18 protein-coding genes, 1 other RNA gene and 1 pseudogene are annotated in these 21,323 nt (G+C 68.4%); 4 read left to right on the forward strand and 16 right to left on the reverse strand.

Translation table 11 applies throughout. From position 1 onward, the window contains the following. Window positions 1-39: 39 nt before the first annotated feature. From ftsA to mraZ, 13 genes are read right to left on the reverse strand one after another with little or no spacing between them, the layout of a single operon-like run. Window positions 40-1,275, reverse strand: coding sequence for a cell division protein FtsA (ftsA, locus tag IB223_RS12405; RefSeq protein ID WP_142125704.1), 1,236 nt, complete (start codon window positions 1,273-1,275; stop codon window positions 40-42). Beyond that, entirely contained in the window at window positions 1,272-2,057 is a 786-nt protein-coding gene (locus IB223_RS12410; RefSeq protein WP_192202030.1) for a cell division protein FtsQ/DivIB, read from the reverse strand. The genes ftsA and IB223_RS12410 overlap by 4 nt, the downstream gene beginning before the upstream one ends. Then, entirely contained in the window at window positions 2,057-3,016 is a 960-nt protein-coding gene (locus tag IB223_RS12415; protein WP_192202031.1) for a D-alanine--D-alanine ligase, read from the reverse strand. Before IB223_RS12415 ends, IB223_RS12410 begins: the two co-directional genes overlap by 1 nt. Then, complete coding sequence (gene murC, locus IB223_RS12420; protein ID WP_192202418.1) at window positions 3,013-4,464, reverse strand: UDP-N-acetylmuramate--L-alanine ligase; 1,452 nt, start codon at window positions 4,462-4,464, stop codon at window positions 3,013-3,015. The genes IB223_RS12415 and murC overlap by 4 nt, the downstream gene beginning before the upstream one ends. Then, window positions 4,464-5,558 (reverse strand): undecaprenyldiphospho-muramoylpentapeptide beta-N-acetylglucosaminyltransferase, encoded by a 1,095-nt coding sequence (murG, locus tag IB223_RS12425; protein WP_192202032.1) that lies wholly within the window; start codon window positions 5,556-5,558, stop codon window positions 4,464-4,466. The genes murC and murG overlap by 1 nt, the downstream gene beginning before the upstream one ends. After that, window positions 5,555-6,850, reverse strand: a complete 1,296-nt coding sequence (gene ftsW, locus IB223_RS12430) for a putative lipid II flippase FtsW (RefSeq protein WP_192202033.1) — start codon at window positions 6,848-6,850, stop codon at window positions 5,555-5,557. The genes murG and ftsW overlap by 4 nt, the downstream gene beginning before the upstream one ends. Further along, window positions 6,850-7,935 carry a phospho-N-acetylmuramoyl-pentapeptide-transferase gene (mraY, locus tag IB223_RS12435; protein WP_142125700.1) on the reverse strand — a complete coding sequence of 362 codons (1,086 nt, stop codon included), beginning with the start codon at window positions 7,933-7,935 and terminating at the stop codon, window positions 6,850-6,852. Before mraY ends, ftsW begins: the two co-directional genes overlap by 1 nt. Next, complete coding sequence (gene murF, locus IB223_RS12440) at window positions 7,925-9,304, reverse strand: UDP-N-acetylmuramoyl-tripeptide--D-alanyl-D-alanine ligase (RefSeq protein WP_192202034.1); 1,380 nt, start codon at window positions 9,302-9,304, stop codon at window positions 7,925-7,927. Before murF ends, mraY begins: the two co-directional genes overlap by 11 nt. Continuing rightward, window positions 9,301-10,785, reverse strand: coding sequence for a UDP-N-acetylmuramoyl-L-alanyl-D-glutamate--2,6-diaminopimelate ligase (locus IB223_RS12445; RefSeq protein WP_192202035.1), 1,485 nt, complete (start codon window positions 10,783-10,785; stop codon window positions 9,301-9,303). Before IB223_RS12445 ends, murF begins: the two co-directional genes overlap by 4 nt. Further along, a complete protein-coding gene (locus tag IB223_RS12450; RefSeq protein ID WP_192202036.1) occupies window positions 10,782-12,626 on the reverse strand; it encodes a penicillin-binding transpeptidase domain-containing protein in 1,845 nt (614 codons plus the stop codon). The genes IB223_RS12445 and IB223_RS12450 overlap by 4 nt, the downstream gene beginning before the upstream one ends. Next, window positions 12,623-12,886, reverse strand: a complete 264-nt coding sequence (gene ftsL, locus IB223_RS12455; RefSeq protein ID WP_192202037.1) for a cell division protein FtsL — start codon at window positions 12,884-12,886, stop codon at window positions 12,623-12,625. The genes IB223_RS12450 and ftsL overlap by 4 nt, the downstream gene beginning before the upstream one ends. Further along, a complete protein-coding gene (gene rsmH, locus IB223_RS12460; RefSeq protein WP_343227194.1) occupies window positions 12,883-13,851 on the reverse strand; it encodes a 16S rRNA (cytosine(1402)-N(4))-methyltransferase RsmH in 969 nt (322 codons plus the stop codon). Before rsmH ends, ftsL begins: the two co-directional genes overlap by 4 nt. Next, a complete protein-coding gene (mraZ, locus tag IB223_RS12465; RefSeq protein WP_142125694.1) occupies window positions 13,848-14,294 on the reverse strand; it encodes a division/cell wall cluster transcriptional repressor MraZ in 447 nt (148 codons plus the stop codon). Before mraZ ends, rsmH begins: the two co-directional genes overlap by 4 nt. A gap of 322 nt (window positions 14,295-14,616) precedes the next feature. Between mraZ and IB223_RS12470 the strand changes: the two genes are divergently transcribed. Further along, complete coding sequence (locus IB223_RS12470) at window positions 14,617-15,387, forward strand: NRDE family protein (protein WP_192202038.1); 771 nt, start codon at window positions 14,617-14,619, stop codon at window positions 15,385-15,387. A 204-nt stretch (window positions 15,388-15,591) separates the two neighbouring features. On the opposite strand, the gene rnpB is transcribed toward IB223_RS12470, so the two are convergent. The 3 genes from rnpB to rsmI form a co-directional block, all read right to left on the reverse strand. Further along, window positions 15,592-15,941: RNase P RNA component class A (rnpB, locus tag IB223_RS12475), an RNA gene on the reverse strand. Window positions 15,942-15,989: 48 nt separating this feature from the next. Next, the gene (chrA, locus tag IB223_RS12480; protein ID WP_192202039.1) at window positions 15,990-17,162 is read right to left on the reverse strand and encodes a chromate efflux transporter; all 1,173 of its coding nucleotides are present in this window, start codon (window positions 17,160-17,162) and stop codon (window positions 15,990-15,992) included. A 27-nt stretch (window positions 17,163-17,189) separates the two neighbouring features. Next, window positions 17,190-18,020 (reverse strand): 16S rRNA (cytidine(1402)-2'-O)-methyltransferase, encoded by an 831-nt coding sequence (gene rsmI, locus IB223_RS12485; protein WP_192202040.1) that lies wholly within the window; start codon window positions 18,018-18,020, stop codon window positions 17,190-17,192. 215 nt (window positions 18,021-18,235) lie between these two features. Here rsmI and IB223_RS12490 point away from each other — a divergent pair. The 3 genes and pseudogenes from IB223_RS12490 to IB223_RS12500 form a co-directional block, all read left to right on the forward strand. Next, window positions 18,236-19,501: pseudogene (locus IB223_RS12490) on the forward strand (penicillin-binding protein activator); the annotation flags it as partial. Then, complete coding sequence (locus IB223_RS12495) at window positions 19,491-19,880, forward strand: YraN family protein (protein ID WP_192202042.1); 390 nt, start codon at window positions 19,491-19,493, stop codon at window positions 19,878-19,880. The pseudogene IB223_RS12490 and the gene IB223_RS12495, both read left to right, overlap by 11 nt. Window positions 19,881-19,909: 29 nt before the next feature. Further along, window positions 19,910-21,298 (forward strand): FAD-linked oxidase C-terminal domain-containing protein, encoded by a 1,389-nt coding sequence (locus IB223_RS12500; protein WP_192202043.1) that lies wholly within the window; start codon window positions 19,910-19,912, stop codon window positions 21,296-21,298. Window positions 21,299-21,323: the final 25 nt, after the last annotated feature.

Below are 21,323 nucleotides of genomic sequence, written 5' to 3' on the forward strand. Positions count from 1 at the left end.
GTCGTGATGCCTTTCACTTCGCGGAGGATGTCGCCTCACTCAGAACTCGCCGCGATACCAGTTCTGCAGTTTCTTGAACCAGCTGCCCGCCTTGCCCGTGGGCAGCGACGGACGCCGGGGATGTTCGATCTGGCTGCCCATCAGCAGCAGGCCGACGCCGGTGGCATGCACCGGGTTGCCGACCACTTCGCCCAGGCCGGTGACGTGCTGCGGAATGCCGACGCGCACGGGCATCTGCAGCATTTCCTCGGCCAGTTCGACCACGCCTTCCATCTTCGATGCGCCACCTGTCAGCACCATGCCGGCGCGCACGCGCTCCTCGAACCCGGAGCGGCGCAGTTCCGCCTGCACCATCTCGAAGATTTCCTCGTAACGCTGCTGCACCGCCTGCGCCAGCGCATGGCGCGGCAGGCGGCGCGGCGGGCGGTCGCCGACGCTGGGCACCTGGATGCTTTCTTCCGCCGTCGCCAGCTGCGCGAGCGCGCAGGCGTAGCGCACCTTGATCTGCTCGGCTTCCGGCGTGGGCGTGCGCAGCATGTGCGCGATGTCGTTGGTCACCTGGTCGCCGGCGATGGGCAGCGAGGCCGTGTGGCAGATCGCGCCCTGCACGAACACCGCCAGATCGGTGGTGCCCGCGCCCATGTCGACCAGCACCACGCCGAGCTCGCGTTCGTCGCTGGTCAGCACGGCGACGCTGGAGGCCAACGAGGAGAAGATCAGGTCGTCGATCTGCAGGCCGCAGCGCTGCACGCACTTGCTGATGTTGGCGGCGGCCGACTGTGCGCAGAACACCAGGTGCGCGTCCACTTCCAGACGCACGCCGGTCATGCCGACCGGATTGCGGATGCCTTCCTGCGAGTTGTCCAGCTTGTACTCGCGCGGGATGGCATGGAGGATTTTCTGGTCGGCCGGGATGGCGACGGCCTTGGCCGCTTCCAGCACGCGGTCCAGGTCGCCCCAGGTCACTTCGCCGTCGCGGATCGGCACGATCCCGGGCGAGTTGCGGCACTGCACGTGGTTGCCGGAGATCGACGCGTACACCGAGCGGATCTCGCAGCCGGCCATTAGCTCGGCCTCCTCGATCGCGCGCTGGATGGACTGCACCGTCGACTCGATGTCCACGACGACGCCGCGCTTGAGGCCACGTGACTCGTGCGAGCCGATGCCGATCACCTCGATCGGATTGCCCGGTGCGTACTCGCCGACCAGCGCCGTCACCTTGGAGGTGCCGATGTCCAGCCCGACGATCAGCGATTTGTCACCCTTGCGATTCATGTAGTGCCCTGCAGAAGACGACCTGCGACCGCGATCGGCGCAGGCAATGGAGACGGTGTGGAGGCCGGCGGCGCCGCCTTGGGCGCTTCGCCCCAGCTGAGTGCGAATCCATTGGTGTAGCGCAGGTCCGCGCGCACCAGCGGTTGTGTCTGCGCGGCCGCCAGCAGTTGCGGCAGCATCCGCGCGAAGCGGTCCAGGCGTGGACGCGCATCGGTGCGGCCGACGACCACCTGCGTGCCGTTGCCCAGCAGCAGCGACCAGCTGCCGCGCGCATCCATCACCAGCGTGGTGACGTCCAGGCCCAGCGGCGCGAACAGCTGGCGCGATTCGTTGTAGAGCGCGGTCACTTCCTGCACCTGGGAGTCCGGCCCACCCAATTGCGGCAGATCCAGGCCGGCAAGCTCCTTCGGCACTGGAAACAGGCGGCCGTGCTCGGACAGCAGTTTGTCGTTGCCCCAGCGCGCGAACGGCTTGTGCTCGGTGATGCGTACCTCCAGCACGTCCGGCCAGCGCTTGCGCACGTCCGCGCGTTCCACCCACGGCAGCCGCTCGACCGCGTGCTTGGCGTCTTCCAGCGGGACGGCGAAGAAGCCGCGCTTCGCGTAGGGCAGCACGGCGGCCTGCAACTGCGCCGCGTCCACGCGTTCGAACTCGCCCTGTACGCGCAGCCTGGACAACGGCCACCGGTCGGCGCCGATCCAGCCATTGACCACGGCCACGACCGGCAGCGCGACCAGCGCCAGCGCCAGCAACCAGGCCATGATGCGCAGGGCGGCATTCATCAGCCGGCGACCTCCGGCACGGTCTGCTCCAGGATGCGCCAACACAGTTCCTCGAAACCGATGCCGACCTGCGCCGCTTCCTTGGGCACCAGCGAGTGACTCGTCATGCCCGGCGCGGTATTGACCTCCATCAGCAGGAAGCGTCCGTCCGCGTGACGCATCACGTCGACCCGCCCCCAGCCACTGCAACCGGCGGCGCGGAAGCCCTCGAGCGCCAGTGCACGGATCTGTGTTTCCTCGGCCGCATCATCCAGGCCAGGACAGAGGTATTGCGTATCGTCGGCGATGTACTTGGCGTGGTAGTCGTACCAGCCCTGCGCCGGCACGATACGCACCGAAGGCAGTGCGAGGTCGCCCAGGACGGCCACGGTGAACTCGCCGCCGGTCAGCATCTGCTCTGCCAGCAGCTCGCCGGGGTAGGTGGATGCAAACGTCGCGGCGGGCACGAGGTCGTCTTCACCCAGGATGCGGAACACGCCGACACTGGACCCTTCCGCGCTCGGCTTCACGAACACGGGGAAGCCCAAGGTGCGGACCGCTGCCGCGAGGTCGCCACCCGGCGGAATCCGCACGAAGCCTGCGGTCGGCAGACCGGCCGCCTGCCACACCTGCTTGGTGCGGATCTTGTCCATCGTCAGCGCAGAACCCAGCACGCCCGGGCCGGTGTACGGCACCCCGAGCGACTGCAGCAGGCCCTGCAGCACGCCATTCTCGCCATCGCCGCCGTGCAGGATGTTGAACACCCTGTCGACCTTGCCCGCGCGGATCGCTTCGATGAGGGCCGGCACGCCATCGACGCCGAACGCCTGCACGCCGCGCGCCAGCAGCGCCGCCAACACGTTCTGGCCCGAGTTCAACGACACTTCGCGTTCGCTGGACACGCCACCCATCAGCACGGCGACGCGACCGAAACGGGCGGGATCCTTGAAGCGCGGCGGTTGCACGGTCACGGTGGTCATGCCGGGTCCTTCGCGGTGAAGCCATGCGCGGCGATGTGTTGCGACATGTGGCCGATGTCACCGGCCCCCATCAGCAGCAACAGGTCGCCGTCCTGCAGCACGTCCGGCAGCACGTCGACCAGGTCCGCGACCTGGCTGACCACCACGGGCTCGTTGCGGCCACGCGCACGGATGGCGCGCGCCAGCGATTTCGAGTCGGCGCCTGCGATCGGCTGCTCACCGGCGGGGTACACCTCGCTCAGCACCAGCGCATCGACCTCCGACAGGACCGCGGCAAACGCATCGAACTGGTCGCGCGTGCGGCTGTAGCGGTGCGGCTGGAAGGCCACGACCAGCCGCTTGTGCGGCCAGCCACCGCGTGCGGCGGCGAACACCGCCGCCAGTTCCTTCGGATGATGGCCGTAGTCATCGACGAGCTGCACGCGCGCGCCCTGCGGCGTGGCGATCTCGCCCAGGTCGTTGAAGCGGCGACCGATGCCGGCGAACTTCTCCAGCGCAGCCGCGATGTTCTCCGGCGACACGCCGAGCTGCCACCCGATGGCCGCCGCTGCAAGCGCGTTCTGCACGTTGTGGCGCCCCGGCAACGCCAGGCTGACGCGGATGCTCGCGTCCTCCGGCAGGCGCAGGGTGAAATGCATGCGGCCGCCGTCCTGCTCCACGTCTTCGGCACGCACGTCGGCGTTCTCCGCGAAGCCATAGCTCATCACGTGGCGCGGCGTTTCCGCGGCAATGGCGGCGACTTCCGGATCGTCGATGCACAGCACCGCCAGGCCGTAGAACGGCAGGCGCTGCAGGAATTCGGCGAAGGCCGCCTTCACGCGTTCGAAGTCGTTGCCGTAGTTCTCGAGATGATCCGCGTCGATGTTGGTGACGATGGAGATCAGCGGATTCAGGCGCAGGAAGCTGCCATCGCTTTCGTCGGCTTCCGCCACCAGCCATTGCCCGTCGCCGAGCTTGGCGTTGGCGCCGGCCGCGAGCAGCTGGCCACCGATGACGAAGGTCGGATCCAGCCCGCCTTCGCTCAGCACGGCGGCCGTGAGACTCGTCGTGGTGGTCTTGCCGTGCGTACCGGCGACCGCGATGCCGCGACGGAAACGCATCAGCTCGGCCAGCATCGCCGCACGCGGGACGATCGGGATGCGCTGGCTGCGCGCTTCCATCAGTTCGGGGTTGTCTTGCCTGATCGCACTGGAGACCACCACGCAATCGGTGCCCAGCACGTTGGAGGCATTGTGGCCGCGCATCACGCGCGCACCGAGCGACGCCAGGCGACGGGTCGCGGCGTTGTCGGCGTTGTCCGAACCGGATACTTCATAACCCAGCGTGCACAGCACTTCCGCGATGCCGCTCATGCCGGAGCCGCCGATGCCGACGAAGTGCACGCGGCGGAACTCCTTCGCCAGGTTGCCAGTGTGTTGCAGGCGGCGCTCGCGTGCAGCAGCCATCATCATGCCTGCGTCCTCATGTTCGTTGTTTCCTCGAGAATGATGTCGGCGATGCGGTCGGCCGCATCGGTCTTCGCCAGCGCGCGCGCGGCCTGCGCCATGGCCAGGCGCTTGTCGCTGTCACCAGCCAGCTGCCGCAGCGTGGTGGCCAGCGCGTCGGCCAGCATGTCGTCCTGCTTCAGCAGTACGGCTGCGCCACGCTCGACCAGGTATTCGGCATTGCGGGTCTGGTGGTCATCGACGGCTTGCGCGAAGGGCACCAGGACACTGCCCACGCCGACCGCGCACAGCTCGGCCAGGGTCGAGGCGCCGGAGCGGCAGACCACCAGGTCAGCCCATGCGTACGCGGCCGCCATGTCGGTGATGAAGGCTTCCACGCTCGCGTCCACGCCGGCGTCCGCGTAGGCCCGGGCGGCTTCGTCGCGCAGCTTTTCGCCGCATTGGTGACGCACCTCGATGCTGCCCGCCGGCAACGTCGCGATGGCCTGCGGAACCGCGAGATTCAGCGCACGCGCGCCCTGGCTTCCGCCCAACACGAGCACGCGCAGTGGGCCACTGCGGCCCGCCAGGCGTTCGGCCGGCGGCGGCAGCACCGCGATCTCGTCCCGCACAGGATTGCCGACCACTTCCTCGCGCGACGGGAACGCACCGGGGAAACCGGTCATCACGCGGCGCGCGACCTTCACCAGCATGCGGTTGGTGAAACCCGCCGCGCGGTTCTGTTCGTGCACCAGCAGCGGCAAACCCATCAGGCGCGCGGCGACACCGCCGGGACCGGCAGCGAAACCACCGAAACTCACCACCGACCGCGGAGCGCGGCGGCGCAGCACGAAGCCTGCCGCGCGGATCGCGCGCAGCACGCGCACGGGCGCACCCAGCAACGCCAACCTGCCTTTGCCGCGCAGGCCGGTGATGGCCAGCGTGTCCAGCGGAATGTCGTGCGGCGGCACCAGGCGCGTTTCCATTGCCCCGTCCGCACCCAGCCAGACCACCGGCACGCCGCGCGCGCGCAACACCTTCGCCACGGCCAGCGCGGGGAAGATGTGGCCGCCGGTACCACCGGCCATGATCATGACGGGAGCGCCCGCACTACTCATGCAATCCTCTCGAACGTGGGCTCGACGCGTTGCTGCAGGCGGCTGGTGCCACGCAGCGTCTGCGAGAACGAAGCGGTCGCGGCAGGCACTGGGCGCGGATCGACCGGCGCAGGCGAATCACCCGCGCCCTGGATCACTTCCCCGCGCAGCGCGACCTGGCGCTGCGTACGCTCCAGTTCGTAGGACACGCGCAGCAGCAGGCCCATCGCCACGCAGGTCATCAGGATGCTGGAGCCGCCCGATGAGATCAGCGGCAGGGTCAGGCCCTTGGTCGGCAGCAGGCCCAGGTTCACGCCCATCGACACGAAGCTCTGCATGCCGATCCACAGCGCGACGCCGAATGCGATGTAACCCGCGAAGTGCCTGCGCATTTCCACGCAGCGCAGGCCGATGACGAAGGCGCGCCCCACCAGCAGCGCGTACAGCGCCACCACCAGGCAAACGCCCACGAAGCCAAGCTCTTCGCCGATCACCGAGAAGATGAAATCGGTGTGCACTTCCGGCAGATAGTTGAGCTTGAGCACCGAACCGCCGAGGCCGATGCCGCCCCACTCGCCGCGACCGATCGCCATCAGCGCATTGGTCAGCTGGTAGCCGCTGCCGAACGGGTCGGCCCAGGGATCGGAGAACGAGGTCAGCCGGCGCATGCGGTATGGCTCGGCGATTGCGATCACCGCAAGGATCGGCAGGCCCACCAGCACCGGACCGAACATGCGCGGCATGTTGACGCCACCGAGCACCAGCATGCCGGCGGTGATCGCCAGCAGCAGCGAGGACGAACCGAAGTCCGGCTGCATCAGCAGCAGCGCGACCAGGACCACCACCACGCCCAACGGCTTGAGCATCGCGGCCCACGTTGCGTTGACCTCGTCGCGGAAGCGCACCAGGTAGCTGGCCAGCCAGACGATGAAGAAGACCTTCACCGCTTCCACCACCTGGAAGTTGGACACGCCCAGGTTGATCCAGCGGTGCGCGCCCTTCACGCTCACGCCCAGCCCGGGCACGAACACGAGCAGCAGCAACACCACGCACCCCAACAGCAGCAGGTGGTTGCGCGCCTCGATGCTCTTCAGCTCGGTACGCATCACCCACCACGCCAGTCCCGCGCCGGCGACGAGGAACATGCCGTGGCGGACCAGGTAGTAGAACGGATTGCCATGCTGGTAGATCGACGCCGACGCCACCATCACCACACCCAACGACGCCAGCGCCAGCATGGCGCCGAGCAACCAGGGGTCGAAGCGGCCCCCGATGGCTTCAAGACGTGTGGCCTGGCGCGGCGTGTCGTTCATCAGCGCACCTTCAACGTGGCCAGGCCGACCAGGACCAGCACAACGGAGATGATCCAGAAGCGCACGATCACGCGCGGCTCCGGCCAGCCCTTCAGTTCGAAGTGGTGGTGGATCGGCGCCATGCGGAACACGCGCTTGCCGGTCAGCTTGAACGACGCCACCTGGATCATCACCGACAGCGTCTCGATGACGAAGATGCCGCCCATGATCACCAGCACCAGCTCCTGGCGCACGATCACCGCGATGGTGCCCAGCACGGCGCCGAGCGCCAGTGCGCCGATGTCGCCCATGAACACCATCGCCGGATACGTGTTGAACCACAGGAAGCCCAGGCCGGCGCCCGCGATGGCCGCGCAGATGATCGTCAGCTCGCCCGCGCCCGGCACCTGCGGGATCTGCAGATAGCTGGAGAACACCGCGTTGCCCGAGGCGTAGGCGAACACGCCCAACGCACAGGCCACCAGCACCGTGGGCATGATCGCCAGGCCATCCAGGCCATCGGTCAGGTTGACGGCGTTGGAGAAACCCACGATCCAGAAGTACGCAATGGCGACGAAGCTGATGCCCGCCAGCGGCAGCGCGATCGACTTGAAGAACGGCACGTAGAAGGTCGTGGCCGCCGGCACGTCGGCATACAGATAGAGATACAGGCCGGCGGCAAGGCCGAAGATCGACTGCAGCAAGTACTTCCAGCGCGACTTCAGGCCGTTGGGGTCGCGCTTGACGATCTTGATCCAGTCGTCGTACCAGCCGATGGCGCCAAACGTCGCCATCACCAGCAGCACCACCCATACGTACTTGTTGCGCAGGTCGCCCCACAACAGTACCGACAGCAGTACCGTCACCAGGATCAGCGCGCCGCCCATCGTCGGCGTGCCGGCCTTGGAGAAGTGCGACTGCGGGCCGTCCTTGCGGATCGGTTGCCCGCCCTTCAACTGGCCGAGCTTGCGGATCACCGCCGGGCCGAGCCACAGCGACAGGAACAGCGACGTGAGCGCAGCGAGAATGCCGCGGAACGTCAGGTAGCCGAACAGGCCGAAGAAATTCTCCAGGCTCTGCAACCAGCGAGCCAGCTCAAGCAACATGCGATGTGTCCTCCCCGGTGGACAGCAAGATGGCGACGATCCGGTCCATCGCGCTGCCACGCGACCCCTTGACCAGGCAGCGCACACCGGGCCGCAGCTCGACGCCCAGGGCATCGGCCAGCGCAGCATGGCTGTCGAACGGATGCGCGCCTTCACCGAAGGCGACGGCAGCGGCGGCACTGAGCGGACCCAGCGTGTACAGGCGACGGATCCCGGCGGCCTTGGCGCGACGACCGGCATCGGCATGCAGCGCCTCGGCATCGTCGCCCAGCTCGCGCATGTCCCCGAGTACCAGCCACCCTTCGCCACCGGCCTGCGCACTCGCCGCGGCCAGCGTGTCGATGGCGGCCACCAGCGAGCCAGGATTGGCGTTGTAACTGTCGTCGATCACCACCGCGCCATTGGCGAGCGCGTGCGCCACCTGGCGACCCGCCACCGGCTGTGCGGCCGACAGGCCCTCGGCGATGATGGCGAGTGACACGCCGCAAGCCATCGCAATGCCGGCGGCCGCCAGCGCATTCAGCACGTTGTGCCGGCCCGGCAGGTGCAGGCTCACGCCCACCTCGCCGTGCGGAGCGACCAGTACGAAATCCGAGCCCTCCGCCGTTGCGTGGATATCGCGCGCGGAGAGGTCGGCCGTGGTCTCCAGGCCGAAGCGCAGGATCCGGCGATCCGGCACGCGGCTGGCGAAGTACTCGGCGAAGGCATCGTCGGCGTTGATCACCGCGGTACCGTCGGCGGGCAAGGCGTCGTAGATGGCGCCCTTGGTCTCCGCCACGCCCATCAACGAGCCCATGCGCTCCAGATGGGCGGCAGCGATGTTGTTCACCAGCGCCACTTCCGGCGTCACGATGTCGGTCAGGTAGGCGATGTCGCCCGGCTTGCCCGCACCCATTTCGTAGACCGAGAAGTCGGCATCGTCGGGCGCGTCGATGACGGCCATCGGCAAGCCGACCTCGTTGTTGCGGTTGCCGGGATTGAAGTAGGTGACGCCAGCGCGCTGCAGGATGGAGACCACCAGCGTCTTGACCGTGGTCTTGCCGTTGCTGCCGGTGATGGCCACGGTCTTCTCCACCCGGTCGCGCTGCAGGCCGGCGGCGATGCGCGCGATCGCCAGCAGCGTGTCCGGCACGACGACCTGCGGCACGTCGACCTTCACCTCATGGTCGACCAGCACGGCGGCAGCGCCGCGCATGGACGCGTCGTAGGCGAAATCATGTCCATCGAACCGCTCGCCGCGCAGGGCGACGTACAGGCTGCCCGGCACCAGCGTGCGCGTGTCGTGGGTCAGCGAGCCGATCACGAGGTCATCGCCCAGCAGTTCACCGCCCGCCCAGTGCGCCAACAGGGAAAGGGGAAGACGCTTCATCGGCGCTCCTCCAGTGCCTGACGCGACACGGCGGTGTCATCGAACGGGTGCTTCACGCCATGGATTTCCTGGTAAGGCTCGTGACCCTTGCCTGCGACCAGCACGATGTCGTCGGCGCCGGCCTGCGCGATCGCTTGCGCGATCGCCTGTGCGCGGTCGCGCTGCACCGTGACGGCGTCCGGACGGGAGAAGCCCGCCATGATGTCCGCCACGATGCGGTCGCCATCTTCGGTGCGCGGATTGTCGTCGGTGACCACCACCACGTCCGCCAGGCGCTCGGCAATCGCGGCCATCTGCGGACGCTTGCCCGCGTCGCGATCGCCGCCGCAGCCGAACACGCAGAAGAGCCTGCCCTGCACGTGGTCGCGCAGGCTGGCCAGCGCCTGTTCCAGCGCGTCCGGCGTGTGCGCGTAGTCGATGACGACCAGCGGGCGAAGGTTGCCTGCGGCATCGCTGTCGCCGCCGAGCCGGTTCATCCGGCCATGGATCGGCGCCAGGCGCGACAGCGTGCGCGCGATGTCGGCCGTGGTATCGCCCAGTGCATGCAGCGCGCCGGCGACCGCCAGCAGATTGTCCACGTTGAAGCGCCCCAGCAGGCGCGACTGCACGGGCTGCACGTCGTCGCCGACGACCAGTTCGAACGCGATGCCGTTACCGTCCAGGCGCAGCGCATCCGCACGCACGCTGGCCTCGGCCTGCCCGCGCGAGCTCACGCCGATGCGCTGCAAGCCATGCGGCAGGCGCGCGAACAGGTCGCGCCCGTAGGCATCGTCGAGATTGACCACGCCAGCCTTCAGGCCGGCACGGAAGAACAGCAGCGACTTCGCGGCGCCGTAGCGTTCCATGTCGCCGTGGTAGTCCAGATGGTCGCGGGTGAGGTTGGTGAACACCCCGACATCGAAATGCACGGCGTCCACGCGGCCCTGGTCCAGCGCATGCGAACTGACTTCCATCGCGACGGCCTTGGCGCCGGCGTCGCGGAACTGCGCCAGCAGCGCATGCATCTGCAGCACCAGCGGCGTGGTGAAGCCGGTGGGCACCACTTCGCCGTACATGCCGGCGCCCAGGGTGCCCACGGTCGCGCAGCGCACGCCGCGCAGGTGCCACGCCTGCGCCAGCAGCTGTACGGTCGATGTCTTGCCGTTGGTGCCGGTGACGCCGACCATCTTCATGTCGTGCGACGGCGCCGCGTGGAAGCGGTCGGCCATGACGCCCATGCGCGCGCGCAGGCCGGGCACCGCGATCGCATCGCGCGGCGCCTCCAGTCCGTCCGGCACCGGCGGCTCGAACAGGATCGCGCTGGCGCCGTTTTCCTTCGCCTGTGCGGCGAAGTTCAGGCCATGCGCACCGAACCCGGCGATGGCGACGAAGGCATCGCCCGGCTGCACGCTGCGGCTGTCCAGCGTCAGGCCACGCACGACGATGTCGCGCGGCACCTCCACGTCGGGCAGCAGTTCGGCCAGGGCCATCATCCGCCTCATCGCGTCGCCCCTGTCGCCGGCAACACGGCCCGCGGGGCGTCGAACGCGGACGGGTCCATCGTGTCGACGGCGTCGTCGACGAGGGCCGCCGGCACGGGTGCGCTGCCTCCGTTGGGCTTCTGCGTGTTCCTGGCCTGCGCGGCGAGCCACGCCTCGATGTCATCCGGCGGCACGTCCATCAGGCGCAATGTTCCGTCCATCACGTCGTGGAATACGGGGGCGGCGACCAGGCCGCCGTAATAGCCGCCTTCCTGCGAGTCGTTGATCACCACGACGGCGGCGAAACGCGGATTGCTGGCGGGCACCAGGCCGGCGAAGAACGACGCGTAGCGACCTTTCGCATAGCCGCCGCCGGACGCGATGCGGGCCGTACCGGTCTTGCCCGCCACCCGATAGCCGAGCACGCCGGCACGCTTGGCGCCACCCTCGGTCACCACGGTTTCCATCATGCCGACGACTTCGCGCGCGATCGCCGGATCCAGCACCTGCGGCGCTTCGCCCCGCTGACCCTTCACGAACGTCGGCGTCACCAGCCGGCCGCCATTGCCCAGCGCCGAGTAGGCGCGCGCGATCTGCAGCGGCGTGACCGCCAGGCCGTAGCCGTACGACATGGTCGCCTTCTGCAGGCCATTCCAGCGATCCGGCGGCGCCAGCATGCCGGCGGACTCGCCCGGGAAGCCGCTGCCGGGCTTCTGGCCGTAGCCGAAGCTGTGGATGCTCTCGTAGAAGTAGGCATTCGGGAGCTTCTCTGCAATCTTGATCGAGCCGATGTTCGAGCTCTTGGTGATGACGCCCGTGACGGTCAGCACGCCGTTGTTCCGGGGAACATCCCTGATGGTGTAGCGGCTGTTCAACGCCATGTAGCCCGGATTGGTGTTGATCAGCGTCGAGGGCGTGACCACGCCCGCCCTCAATGCCGTCGACACGGTCAAGGGCTTCATCGTCGAGCCCGGCTCGATCATGTCGGTCAGGGCGCGGTTGCGGCGCGCGTCCGGCTTCACCCGCTCGATCGCGTTGGGGTTGTAGGTCGGCAGGTTGACCATCGCCAGCACTTCACCGGTGGCCACGTCCATGATCACGATCGAGCCGCTGCTGGCCTGGTGCTCGAGCAGTGCATTGCGCAGCTCGCGGTGCGCGAGGTACTGGATACGGCGGTCGATGCTGAGCGTCAGGTCCTTGCCCGGCTGTGCGGAGCGGATCAGGTCGACGTTCTCCACGATGCGGCCACGGTTGTCGCGGATCACCTTCTGGGCACCGGGCGTGCCGCTGAGCCATTCGTCGAACGCCAGCTCCAGGCCTTCCTGGCCGCGGTCGTCGATGTTGGTGAAGCCGAGCACGTGGGCCATCGCCGGCCCCTGCGGATAGAAGCGGCGGAATTCGCGCTGCGAGAACACGCCGGGAATCTTGTGCGCCAGGATCCGCTGCGCCTCGTCCGGATTGATCCGGCGCTTGAGGTACAGGAATTCCTTGTCGGCCTTCTGCGACAGGCGGTTGGTCAGGTGGTCGACCGGCACGCCCAGCGCCTTCGCCAGCTCGGGCAGACGATCCGGCGCCTTCAACAGCTCCTGCGGATTGCCCCATACCGATTCCACCGGGGACGACACCGCGACCGGCTCACCATTGCGGTCGGTGATCATGCCGCGCGAGGTGGGGATGGGGATCTCGCGCAGGAAGCGCGCATCGCCCTGCCGCTGGTAGAAGTCGTGGTTGATCAGCTGCACATAGGCTGCGCGACCGACCAGGCTGATCGAGCACAGGCCCATCGCGCCCAGCACCAGCGCAAGGCGTCCGCGAAGGTTGAACCGGGCGCGGTTGCGGTTTTTCGCGGGCGCGGCGTTCATGGCCTGATCACCACCACGTCAGCCGTCTCGGGGAACTTCATGCCCAGGCGGACGCGTGCCACCTGGTCGATGCGCGTGGCCTCGGCGACGGTGGCCTGCTCCAGCTGCAGGCGGCCGAACTCGACGTTCAGTTCGTCGCGGGCACGCTCCAGCCGCGTGACTTCATCGAACAGCACGCGGTGGCGATGGCGCGCGTACACCACGCCGATCGCCGAGGCGATGCTGGCCAGCACCAGCACAATCAGCAGGAAGCGGGTCATGCCGCCACCTCCAGCTTCTCCGCCACGCGCAACACCGCGCTGCGTGCGCGCGGGTTGGAAGAGACTTCGTCGGGTTCGCCCTTCTGTCCACTGCCGATCGCACGCAGCGTGGGCACGAAGGTGTCCGCCACGGGCAGGCGTCGATTGGCCGGCGGCGCCTTCGCATGCCGGTTGATGAACTGCTTGACGATGCGGTCTTCCAGCGAATGGAAGCTGATCACCGCCAACCGGCCGCCCACCTTGAGCCGCGCCAGCGCGGCGTCCAGCCCGACCTCGAGATCGGCCAGTTCGCGATTGATGTGGATGCGGATGGCCTGGAAGCTGCGCGTGGCCGGATGGATCTTGTCGCCGCGCGGCATCACCGACGCGATCGCGGCGGCCAGGTCGGCGGTACGCACGAACGGCTGGGTGGCGCGGCGCGCGACGAGGGCGCGCGCGATGCGGCGGCTCTGCTTCTCTTCGCCGTAGGTCCAGAGGATGTCGGCGATCTCGCGCTCTTCGGCGCGTGCGATCCAGTCGGCGGCGCTTTCGCCGGCATCGGGATCCATGCGCATGTCCAGCGGACCATCCTTGCCGAAGCTGAAGCCGCGCTCGGCGACATCGAGCTGGGGCGACGACACGCCCAGGTCGAGCAGCACGCCATCCAGGCCTGCGGCGGTTTCATCCCACTGAGCGAGCGAGGCGAAGCTGCCGCGGAAGATCGACACGCGCGCGTCGCCCGCGAACATCTGTTCGGCATGCGCGATCGCGTCGGGATCCTTGTCCATCAACAGCAGCCGGCCTCCCGGGCCGAGTTGTTGCAGCACGCCGCGCGCGTGGCCTCCGCGCCCGAAGGTGCCGTCCAGGTATGTTCCGTCCCCTTTCACCTGCAGCCCTTCCATGACCTGCGTGTACAACACCGGCAAGTGCAGCGCTGGGAGGTGACCGGCCGGCGCGGACTGCCGCTTGCCGTCACCCTTGCTCACAAGCGCAGCTCGAGCATGTGTGCGCTCAGATCGTCGTCAGTGAGGGTCTGACGGATCTGCGCGTGGTGCGCCTGTTCGCTCCAGAGTTCGAACTTCTCGCCCATGCCCAGCAGCACGGCCTTCTTCTCGATGCCCACCGCACTGCGATGACTGGCCGGGATGCTGATGCGCCCATTGCCGTCCAGTTCCACGGGCGAGGCGGCACCGACCAGCTTCAGTTGCAGGTTGCGGTGCGCGCGCTGGGTGCTGGGCAGCTTGTTGACGTCATCGCGTACGCGCTGCCAGACCTGTTCCGGGTAGAGATAGAGGCTGCCGGCTTCGAAGGGGTTGTAGGTGATGACCAGGCGATTGCCACACTCGCGCGCGACGAGGTCGCGGTACGCGGTGGGCACCGCGAGCCGTCCCTTGTCGTCCACTGTGATGGCGGTCTCACCCTGAAACACGGCCCCTGCCTTCCCGGTTCGCTAAAAGAGCGATCAATTGAACCACGGAAAACCACTAAAAACCCGGTTTTCCCTCCGTTACCCACCTTAGCACTGCGCACAGGGTTGTCAACAGGAAAGCGGACGGGAAATCGCTTGGCGGATCAATGGCTTGCAGCAAACTTCAGAGACTTGTTCAAGCCTTATCCACAAGTTGCTGTTTCGTCTCAAATTTTGAGATTGAGGAAGGATTCAGTGAGGTGATCGTCGTTTCACATATCGGCTGGCGACGACGCTGGGGCCGGAGTGGAACTGCGCAAACCGCCGGTCCAGAATCCTCCCCATGTGCCTGGTCGCGCTCGCCTGGAACGTCCATCCCCGCTGGCGGCTGCTGCTGGCGGGCAACCGTGATGAGTTCCACGGGCGCCCGACCGCAGCGCTGGCCGCCTGGGCGGAGGTGCCGGGCGTTCTGGCGGGCCGCGATCTCCAGTCGGGCGGCACCTGGGCCGGCGTGGACCAGCAGGGCCGGATGGCGGTGGTGACCAATGTGCGCGACCCGGCCATCCAGGTGCCGGGAGCGCCCTCCCGGGGCCACCTGGCGGCGGGATTCCTGGGCTCGCGCGACGGCGCCGACCATCGCGCGGCGGGTCTGCTGACAGCGGCGGAAGGGTTTGCCCCGTTCAATCTGGTGCTGGCCGATGCGGTCGCATGCGAATACGTCAGCAACTACCCCACTCCACGCCGGATCGCCCTGGCGCCCGGCCTGCACGCCGTCTCCAATGGGGACCTGGACGAACCCTGGCCCAAGACGATGGCCCTGAAGGAACGACTGGCCGCGTGGGTCGCCGCCGGGGAAGATGACGTGACGCCCTTGTGGCGCGCCCTGTCGGACGAAACCCGCGCGCCGGATGCGCGCCTGCCGGACACTGGTGTTGGGCGGGACCTGGAGCGAATGCTCTCGTCCGCCTTCATCCGTGACGCCCGCTACGGCACCCGCGCCAGCACGCTGATCGCCATCGACCACGGAGGACATGGCTGGATAAGCGAGCGCCGGTTCGGTCCGGAGGGGGTGTTCGAGGGGGAGACGACGTTGCGGATAGGAACGGGCGCGTAGTCGACCCTTCCACGCCTGAAGTCGTGCGGTCGCGACTGACGTTGCTCCTACAAGGAAAAACAGCGGGTACCTGCTTACCAGCCCCCTGAGTCAGGGGGCGATCCGCACCGCAGGTGCGGATGGGGGTGTGGCGGCGACGGCCTGGGGCCCAAAGTTCGCGCGCGAACTTTGGGAGCTTCATCGCGCGTCGCGCGATGAAGCTGGCGGCGGAGCCGGCCGGTAAGCCGGGTTCTGTCGTGGACAGTCATTCCTCTAGGCGCAACGTCACCGTTACGCTCAAGCAACCTACCCGGACCCGACGCGGGCCGCGCCATGAGGTCCCTATTTGGTCTTGCTCCCGGTGGGGTTTGCCGTGCCGGTCCGTTGCCGGACTCGCGGTGCGCTCTTACCGCACCATTTCACCCTTGCCGTCCTGCCGAAACAGTCTTAGGCGGTATCTTTCTGTTGCACTTTCCGTCGGCTCGCGCCGCCCAGGCGTTACCTGGCACCGTGCCCTGTGGAGCCCGGACTTTCCTCGGCATTGTTTCCAATGACGCGACTGTCTGGCCGGCTCCGCCGCGTGCATTGTCGCACAGCTGCCGCCCCCGCCCCGTCGCGAATGATCAGGGGAATGCGTGCAGCAACAGGCCCAATAAAGGCATCCCCAGCACGACCCACGCCATCGGCACCCGCCTCGCCAGCGCGGCGATGCCCGCAACCACGGCTACCACGTCCCATGCCCCGGATACCGCTTCCGTCCAGAGCGGATCGTAAAGCGCTGAAAGCAGCAGCCCCACGACCGCCGCATTGATGCCCGCCAGGACGCCACGCATGCGCGGCAGCGCCACGATGCGGTGCCAGAACGGCAGCACCCCGATGACCAGCAAGAACGAGGGCAGGAAGATGGCGACCAGTGCCAGCAAGCCGCCGGCCCACCCGCCGGATCCAGCGCTCATGGACGCGCCCAGGTAGCCGGCAAAAGTGAACATCGGTCCAGGCACCGCCTGCACAGCACCGTAGCCCGCGATGAAGGCGTCCTGCGCCAACCAGCCCGGCGCGACCACACCCGATTGCAACAACGGCATCACCACGTGCCCGCCGCCAAACACCAGCGCGCCCGCGCGATAGAAAAGACCGAACACGTCGGCGGAAGAACCTGGCCCGGACAGCCACCACGGCAGCATAAGCAACGCGGTGAACACCACCAGCGCGACGACGCCCACCCGGCGCGAGGGTACGCCACGCATCGATGGCGTCGGCGCACTCTTCAGGTCCCGCCTCAACGCCAGCCCCGCCACCGCACCCGAGACGATGACGGCCAGTTGCATCCATGCCGCCGGCCACGCGACCAGCACCGCCGCGCACCCCAGCATCAGCAGCCACGTGGCCGCATTCCGGCAGAACGCACGCGCCATTCCCCATGTCGCATGCGCAACCACGGTCACCGCCAGCAGCTTGAGTCCATGGACCAGGCCCTCCGGGATCTCGCCCCACCCTTGCGAGATGCCGGCACCCAGGCCGATCATCAGCAGTGCGGAAGGAAGGGTGAAGCCACACCAGGCCGCGAGCGCACCGGGAAGACCTGCACGGCCCAGGCCGACCACCATGCCCACCTGGCTGCTGGCCGGCCCTGGCAACAGTTGGCACAGCGCGACAATGTCCGCGTACCCGGCCTCGTCCAGCCAGCGACGACGCACCACCAACGCCTCGCGGAAGTAGCCAAGATGGGCGATCGGCCCGCCGAACGAGGTCAGCCCGAGACGCAGGAAAACAAGAAAGACGCGCCACGCTTCCATGGCGTCAACGAGGCTTGCGCCACGCCATCAGTCTTCCGCCTTCATTCCGTACAGCGCCTTGCGCGGCGCGCCGGTGATCTCGGCTGCCAGCTTGGCGGCCGCCGATGGCGGCAGGTGCGCGTTGAGCAGGGCATAGACACGGCGCCCCTCCACCAGTTGCGCACTTTCATCGTCCGCGGCGCCCTGCACCATCACCACGAACTCCCCCTTGCGCTGGTTGTCATCGGCATCGACCCGCGCCTGCAGCTCGGCGAGCGTGCCATCCAGCACGGTCTCGAACAGCTTGGTCAGCTCACGCGCGATCACGGCAGGACGGTCTGCGCCAAAGGCCATGCCCATGTCCGCGAGGGATTCGGCGATGCGGTGCGAGGACTCATAGAACACCAGCGTGCGCGCCTCGCCCGCCAGGCGCTGCAGTTGCTCCCGCCGCGCGGACGCCTTGGCAGGCAGGAAGCCTTCAAACGTGAACCGGTCACTCGGCAGCCCGGCCACACTCAGCGCCGCGATTGCCGCACACGCGCCCGGCAAGGGACTGACCTTGATGCCCGCCGCACGCGCCGCACGCACCAGGCGGAAACCCGGATCGCTGACCAGCGGCGTGCCGGCATCGCTGACCAGCGCCAGCGAGTCGCCGGCCAGCAGGCGTTCGACCACGCGTTGCGACAGGGCGTCCTCGTTGTGCTCGTGCAGCGCCAGCAGGGGCGTGGAAACACCGAAATGCGACAGCAACTGGCCGCTGCGCCGGGTGTCTTCGGCGCAGATCGCCGCGACGTTGCGGAGTGTCTCCAGCGCGCGCGGCGTGAGGTCGCCGAGATTGCCGATCGGCGTGGCGACGATGAACAGGGTTCCGGCAGGCATTCCAGTGGGGCTCGATGGCTGAGGGTAGAATCGTAGCCGGTTCCCCTGCCCGATCGCCGATGCCGCCCATGAACCCGCCTGTTGCAAGCAAGCTTTCCGTACGCATCCGCCCCGCAAGGGCCCTGCTCGCGCTGCTGCTGGCCGCGTTGCTGGCCAGTTGCGCCACCACGCCCGGCGCCGGACCCACCGCATCGGCAGTGCGTTTCGCCCCGGCGTTCGGCAATGCCGCGGCGCTGGCCCGGCAGGATGCCACCCTGAGCGGGCAGGCACGCAGCGACAATGCGCGCGAGATCGACCGCCTGCTCGCCACGCTGGACGATGCCACGCTCGCTCGCGACGCCGCCGCATTGCAGGCCGGCGATCCGCTGTACAACTTCGCCGGTCGCGCGCTGCAGCGCCGCGGCCTGCCGCTGCCGCGCCCGTTCGATCGCGGCACGCAATGGCATTTCGATGCGGGCAACCGCCCGCCTGCGGATTCCGACGGCTACCGCCCCCCGATGAAAGTGGCCGTCCTGCTTCCACTTTCCGGCACCCTCGCCACCGCCGCTGCACCCGTGCGCGACGGCCTGCTGGCGGGTTACTACGGCGAACACCGCCGCCGCCCCGAAGTTCAGTTCTACGACACCACCGGCACGGCAGCGGGTGCGACCGCCGCGTACGCGCGCGCAGCGGCCGAAGGCGCCGATTTCGTGATCGGCCCGCTCGGCCGCGACGAAGTCAGTGCGCTCTTCCAGCAACCGCAGCTCGCTGTCCCGATGCTGGTGCTGAATCGCGGCGTGGTGGCACCGCCGGACGGCAAGGCCGGCTTCTCGCTGGCCCCGGAAGACGATGGATTGGCCGCCGCGGAGTATCTGCTGGCCCGAGAGCGCCGCATGGCGCTGATCATCGAGGGCAGCGACGACAATGGCCGCCGCGCATCCCAGGCGTTCCGCGAGCGCTTCAGCGAACGCGGCGGCAAGGTCACGCGGGTGATCAGCGTGGCGGAAAACCCCGGCGACCTGTCGACCCTCCTTGCGACCGCTTCGCAGGAGGGCGTCGATGCGGTCTTCCTGGCCGTGCGCGGCAGCACGGCGCGCGTCCTGACCCCGCAACTGGCGCTCGCCGGCCTGGGCGGCAAGACGCGCGTGGGCACTTCGCAACTGACCTCGGGCACCGGCAAGCCGGTGGAAGACATGGCGCTGGACGGCATCGCCTTCCCGACCGAAACCTGGACCTCGCGCGGCGTGCCGGCACTGCCCGCCGCCAGCGTGACCGGCGAACGCGTGCCGACCGCACGTGGTGCTGCCGCACGGCTGTTCGCGTTCGGCTATGACGCCTGGCTGCTGACGGCCTATCTGGAGAAGTTGGCGCTGGGGGCGAACACCGAGATCCGTGGCGCCACCGGGCGTCTGCAACTGGATGGCTTCGGCAACGTGGTGCGCACGCCCTCGTGGTCGGTGTTCAGTGGTGGTCAGGCCGTGCCCGTGGCGGATGGCGGTTGACCGCAGGAAACGCGGGCAAGCCGTCGAAGCAGCGGCGCGCGAGTTGCTGCGCCGCGCCGGCCTGACCGATCTGGCTGCCAACGCCCTTTACCGCGGCGGTGAACTGGATCTGGTGATGCGGGACGCCACGCGCCCCGGCACGCCGACCGTGGTGTTCGTGGAAGTGCGCTACCGCCAATCGCAGGTCTTCGGTGGAGGCGCGGCATCGGTCGATGCCGGCAAGCGCCGCCGCCTGGTGCATGCGGCCCTGCGCTTCCTCCAGGACCATCCCGCACTCGCAGATGCTCCCTGCCGGTTCGACGTGATCGACGCGCAGGGCGATCCTGCCGCACCCCGGCTCACCTGGATCCGCGACGCGTTCCGCGCCGACGAAACCTGAGCCGTGTACGCCGCGCCTACAATGACGGCGTGAATCCATCCCTGCCCACCGAACTGCACGAAGCCCTGTCCACGCGCCTGGGGGACAGCTGGCTCACCGGCGATGCCTGCCGTCCTTATGGTGGCGACGATTCGCGCCAGTGGGCCATGCCGTGGGCCGTTGCCCTGCCGCGCACGCGCGAAGACGTGCTGGCCCTGGTGCGCGCATGCCGCGCGCATCGCGTTCCCATCGTCGCGCGCGGTGCAGGCACGGGCACCACCGGCGCCGCCGTGCCTGCACAGGGCGGCGTGGTGGTCTCGTTCTCGCGCATGGACCGGATCATCGACATGCGCGCTGCCGACCGGTGCGTGGTGGTGGAACCCGGCGTGCTCAACGGCAACCTGCAACAGGCACTCGCGCCCCACGGCCTGTTCTGGCCACCCGATCCGTCCAGTGCCGACCTGTGCAGCGTGGGCGGCAACCTTGCCACGAATGCCGGCGGACCGCGCGCGGTGAAGTACGGCACCGCACGCGACAACGTGCTGGGGTTGGTCGCCGTGACCGGTGCGGGTGAACTGATCCGCTGCGGGGGCGCCTACACCAAGGACGCGACGGGTTACGACCTCACCCACCTGCTCGTCGGCAGCGAGGGCACCCTGGCGCTGATCGTGGAAGCAACCCTGAAGCTGGCGCCGCGACCACGTGCGCAGGCCGGACTGCGCGTGCTCTATCGCGACGCCGCCACGGCCGCGGCGGCGGTGTCGCGCATCATGGCGCGCCCGGCGACGCCGACCATGCTGGAATTCATGGACCGCAGCGCCATCGCGTTGATCCGGCGCAACGGCAGCGATGTGCCCGAGGCGGGTGCGATGCTGCTGGTCGAAGCCGACGGCGATGACGACACGCTGCCGTATTCGCTGCAGGCATTGGCCGACGCCGCCGAAGGCGATGGCATGCTCACGCTGGACGTCGCGCAGGACGGTACCGCACGCGACCGGTTATGGGCCGCACGGCGCGCCCTGTCGCCGGCGCTGCGCACCATCAAACCCGGCAAGATCAACGAGGACGTGGTGGTGCCGGTGTCGCGCATTCCGGATCTGGTGGCGGCAATGGAAGCACTGTCGAACGAGGCGGCGCTGCCGATCGTCGTGTTCGGCCACGCCGGCAACGGCAACCTGCACGTCAACATCATGTACGACGACGGTGACGCCGCCGAGACGGCACGCGCGCATGCGGCCTTGCCGAAGGTCTTCGCGCACGTGCTGACGCTGGGAGGCACGCTGTCCGGCGAACACGGCATCGGCCTGAGCAAGCGGGATTTCATGGCGGATGCGTTCAACGTGGCGACGCTCGATGCGATGCGTGCGGTCAAAGCCGCGCTCGACCCCGACGACATCCTGAACCCCGGCAAGGTCCTGCCACCGCGGAAGCCCGTGTAGGAGCGACGTGAGTCGCGACCGCGCC

This window comes from Pseudoxanthomonas sp. PXM03 (genome assembly GCF_014852005.1).
GTDB lineage: Bacteria > Pseudomonadota > Gammaproteobacteria > Xanthomonadales > Xanthomonadaceae > Pseudoxanthomonas_A.

Excerpts from the sequence above, each read along its gene's own strand:
- chrA (WP_192202039.1), bottom strand. The coding sequence starts at position 17,162 with ATGGAAGCGTGGCGCGTCTTTCTTGTTTTCCTGCGTCTCGGGCTGACC.
- IB223_RS12450 (WP_192202036.1), bottom strand. The coding sequence starts at position 12,626 with ATGAACGCCGCGCCCGCGAAAAACCGCAACCGCGCCCGGTTCAACCTT.
- murC (WP_192202418.1), bottom strand. The coding sequence starts at position 4,464 with ATGATGGCTGCTGCACGCGAGCGCCGCCTGCAACACACTGGCAACCTG.
- ftsW (WP_192202033.1), bottom strand. The coding sequence starts at position 6,850 with ATGAACGACACGCCGCGCCAGGCCACACGTCTTGAAGCCATCGGGGGC.
- murG (WP_192202032.1), bottom strand. The coding sequence starts at position 5,558 with ATGAGTAGTGCGGGCGCTCCCGTCATGATCATGGCCGGTGGTACCGGC.
- ftsA (WP_142125704.1), bottom strand. The coding sequence starts at position 1,275 with ATGAATCGCAAGGGTGACAAATCGCTGATCGTCGGGCTGGACATCGGC.
- ftsL (WP_192202037.1), bottom strand. The coding sequence starts at position 12,886 with ATGACCCGCTTCCTGCTGATTGTGCTGGTGCTGGCCAGCATCGCCTCG.
- rsmI (WP_192202040.1), bottom strand. The coding sequence starts at position 18,020 with ATGCCTGCCGGAACCCTGTTCATCGTCGCCACGCCGATCGGCAATCTC.
- IB223_RS12495 (WP_192202042.1), top strand. The coding sequence starts at position 19,491 with ATGGCGGTTGACCGCAGGAAACGCGGGCAAGCCGTCGAAGCAGCGGCG.
- IB223_RS12470 (WP_192202038.1), top strand. The coding sequence starts at position 14,617 with ATGTGCCTGGTCGCGCTCGCCTGGAACGTCCATCCCCGCTGGCGGCTG.
- IB223_RS12445 (WP_192202035.1), bottom strand. The coding sequence starts at position 10,785 with ATGAGGCGGATGATGGCCCTGGCCGAACTGCTGCCCGACGTGGAGGTG.
- mraY (WP_142125700.1), bottom strand. The coding sequence starts at position 7,935 with ATGTTGCTTGAGCTGGCTCGCTGGTTGCAGAGCCTGGAGAATTTCTTC.
- murF (WP_192202034.1), bottom strand. The coding sequence starts at position 9,304 with ATGAAGCGTCTTCCCCTTTCCCTGTTGGCGCACTGGGCGGGCGGTGAA.
- IB223_RS12415 (WP_192202031.1), bottom strand. The coding sequence starts at position 3,016 with ATGACCACCGTGACCGTGCAACCGCCGCGCTTCAAGGATCCCGCCCGT.
- IB223_RS12410 (WP_192202030.1), bottom strand. The coding sequence starts at position 2,057 with ATGAATGCCGCCCTGCGCATCATGGCCTGGTTGCTGGCGCTGGCGCTG.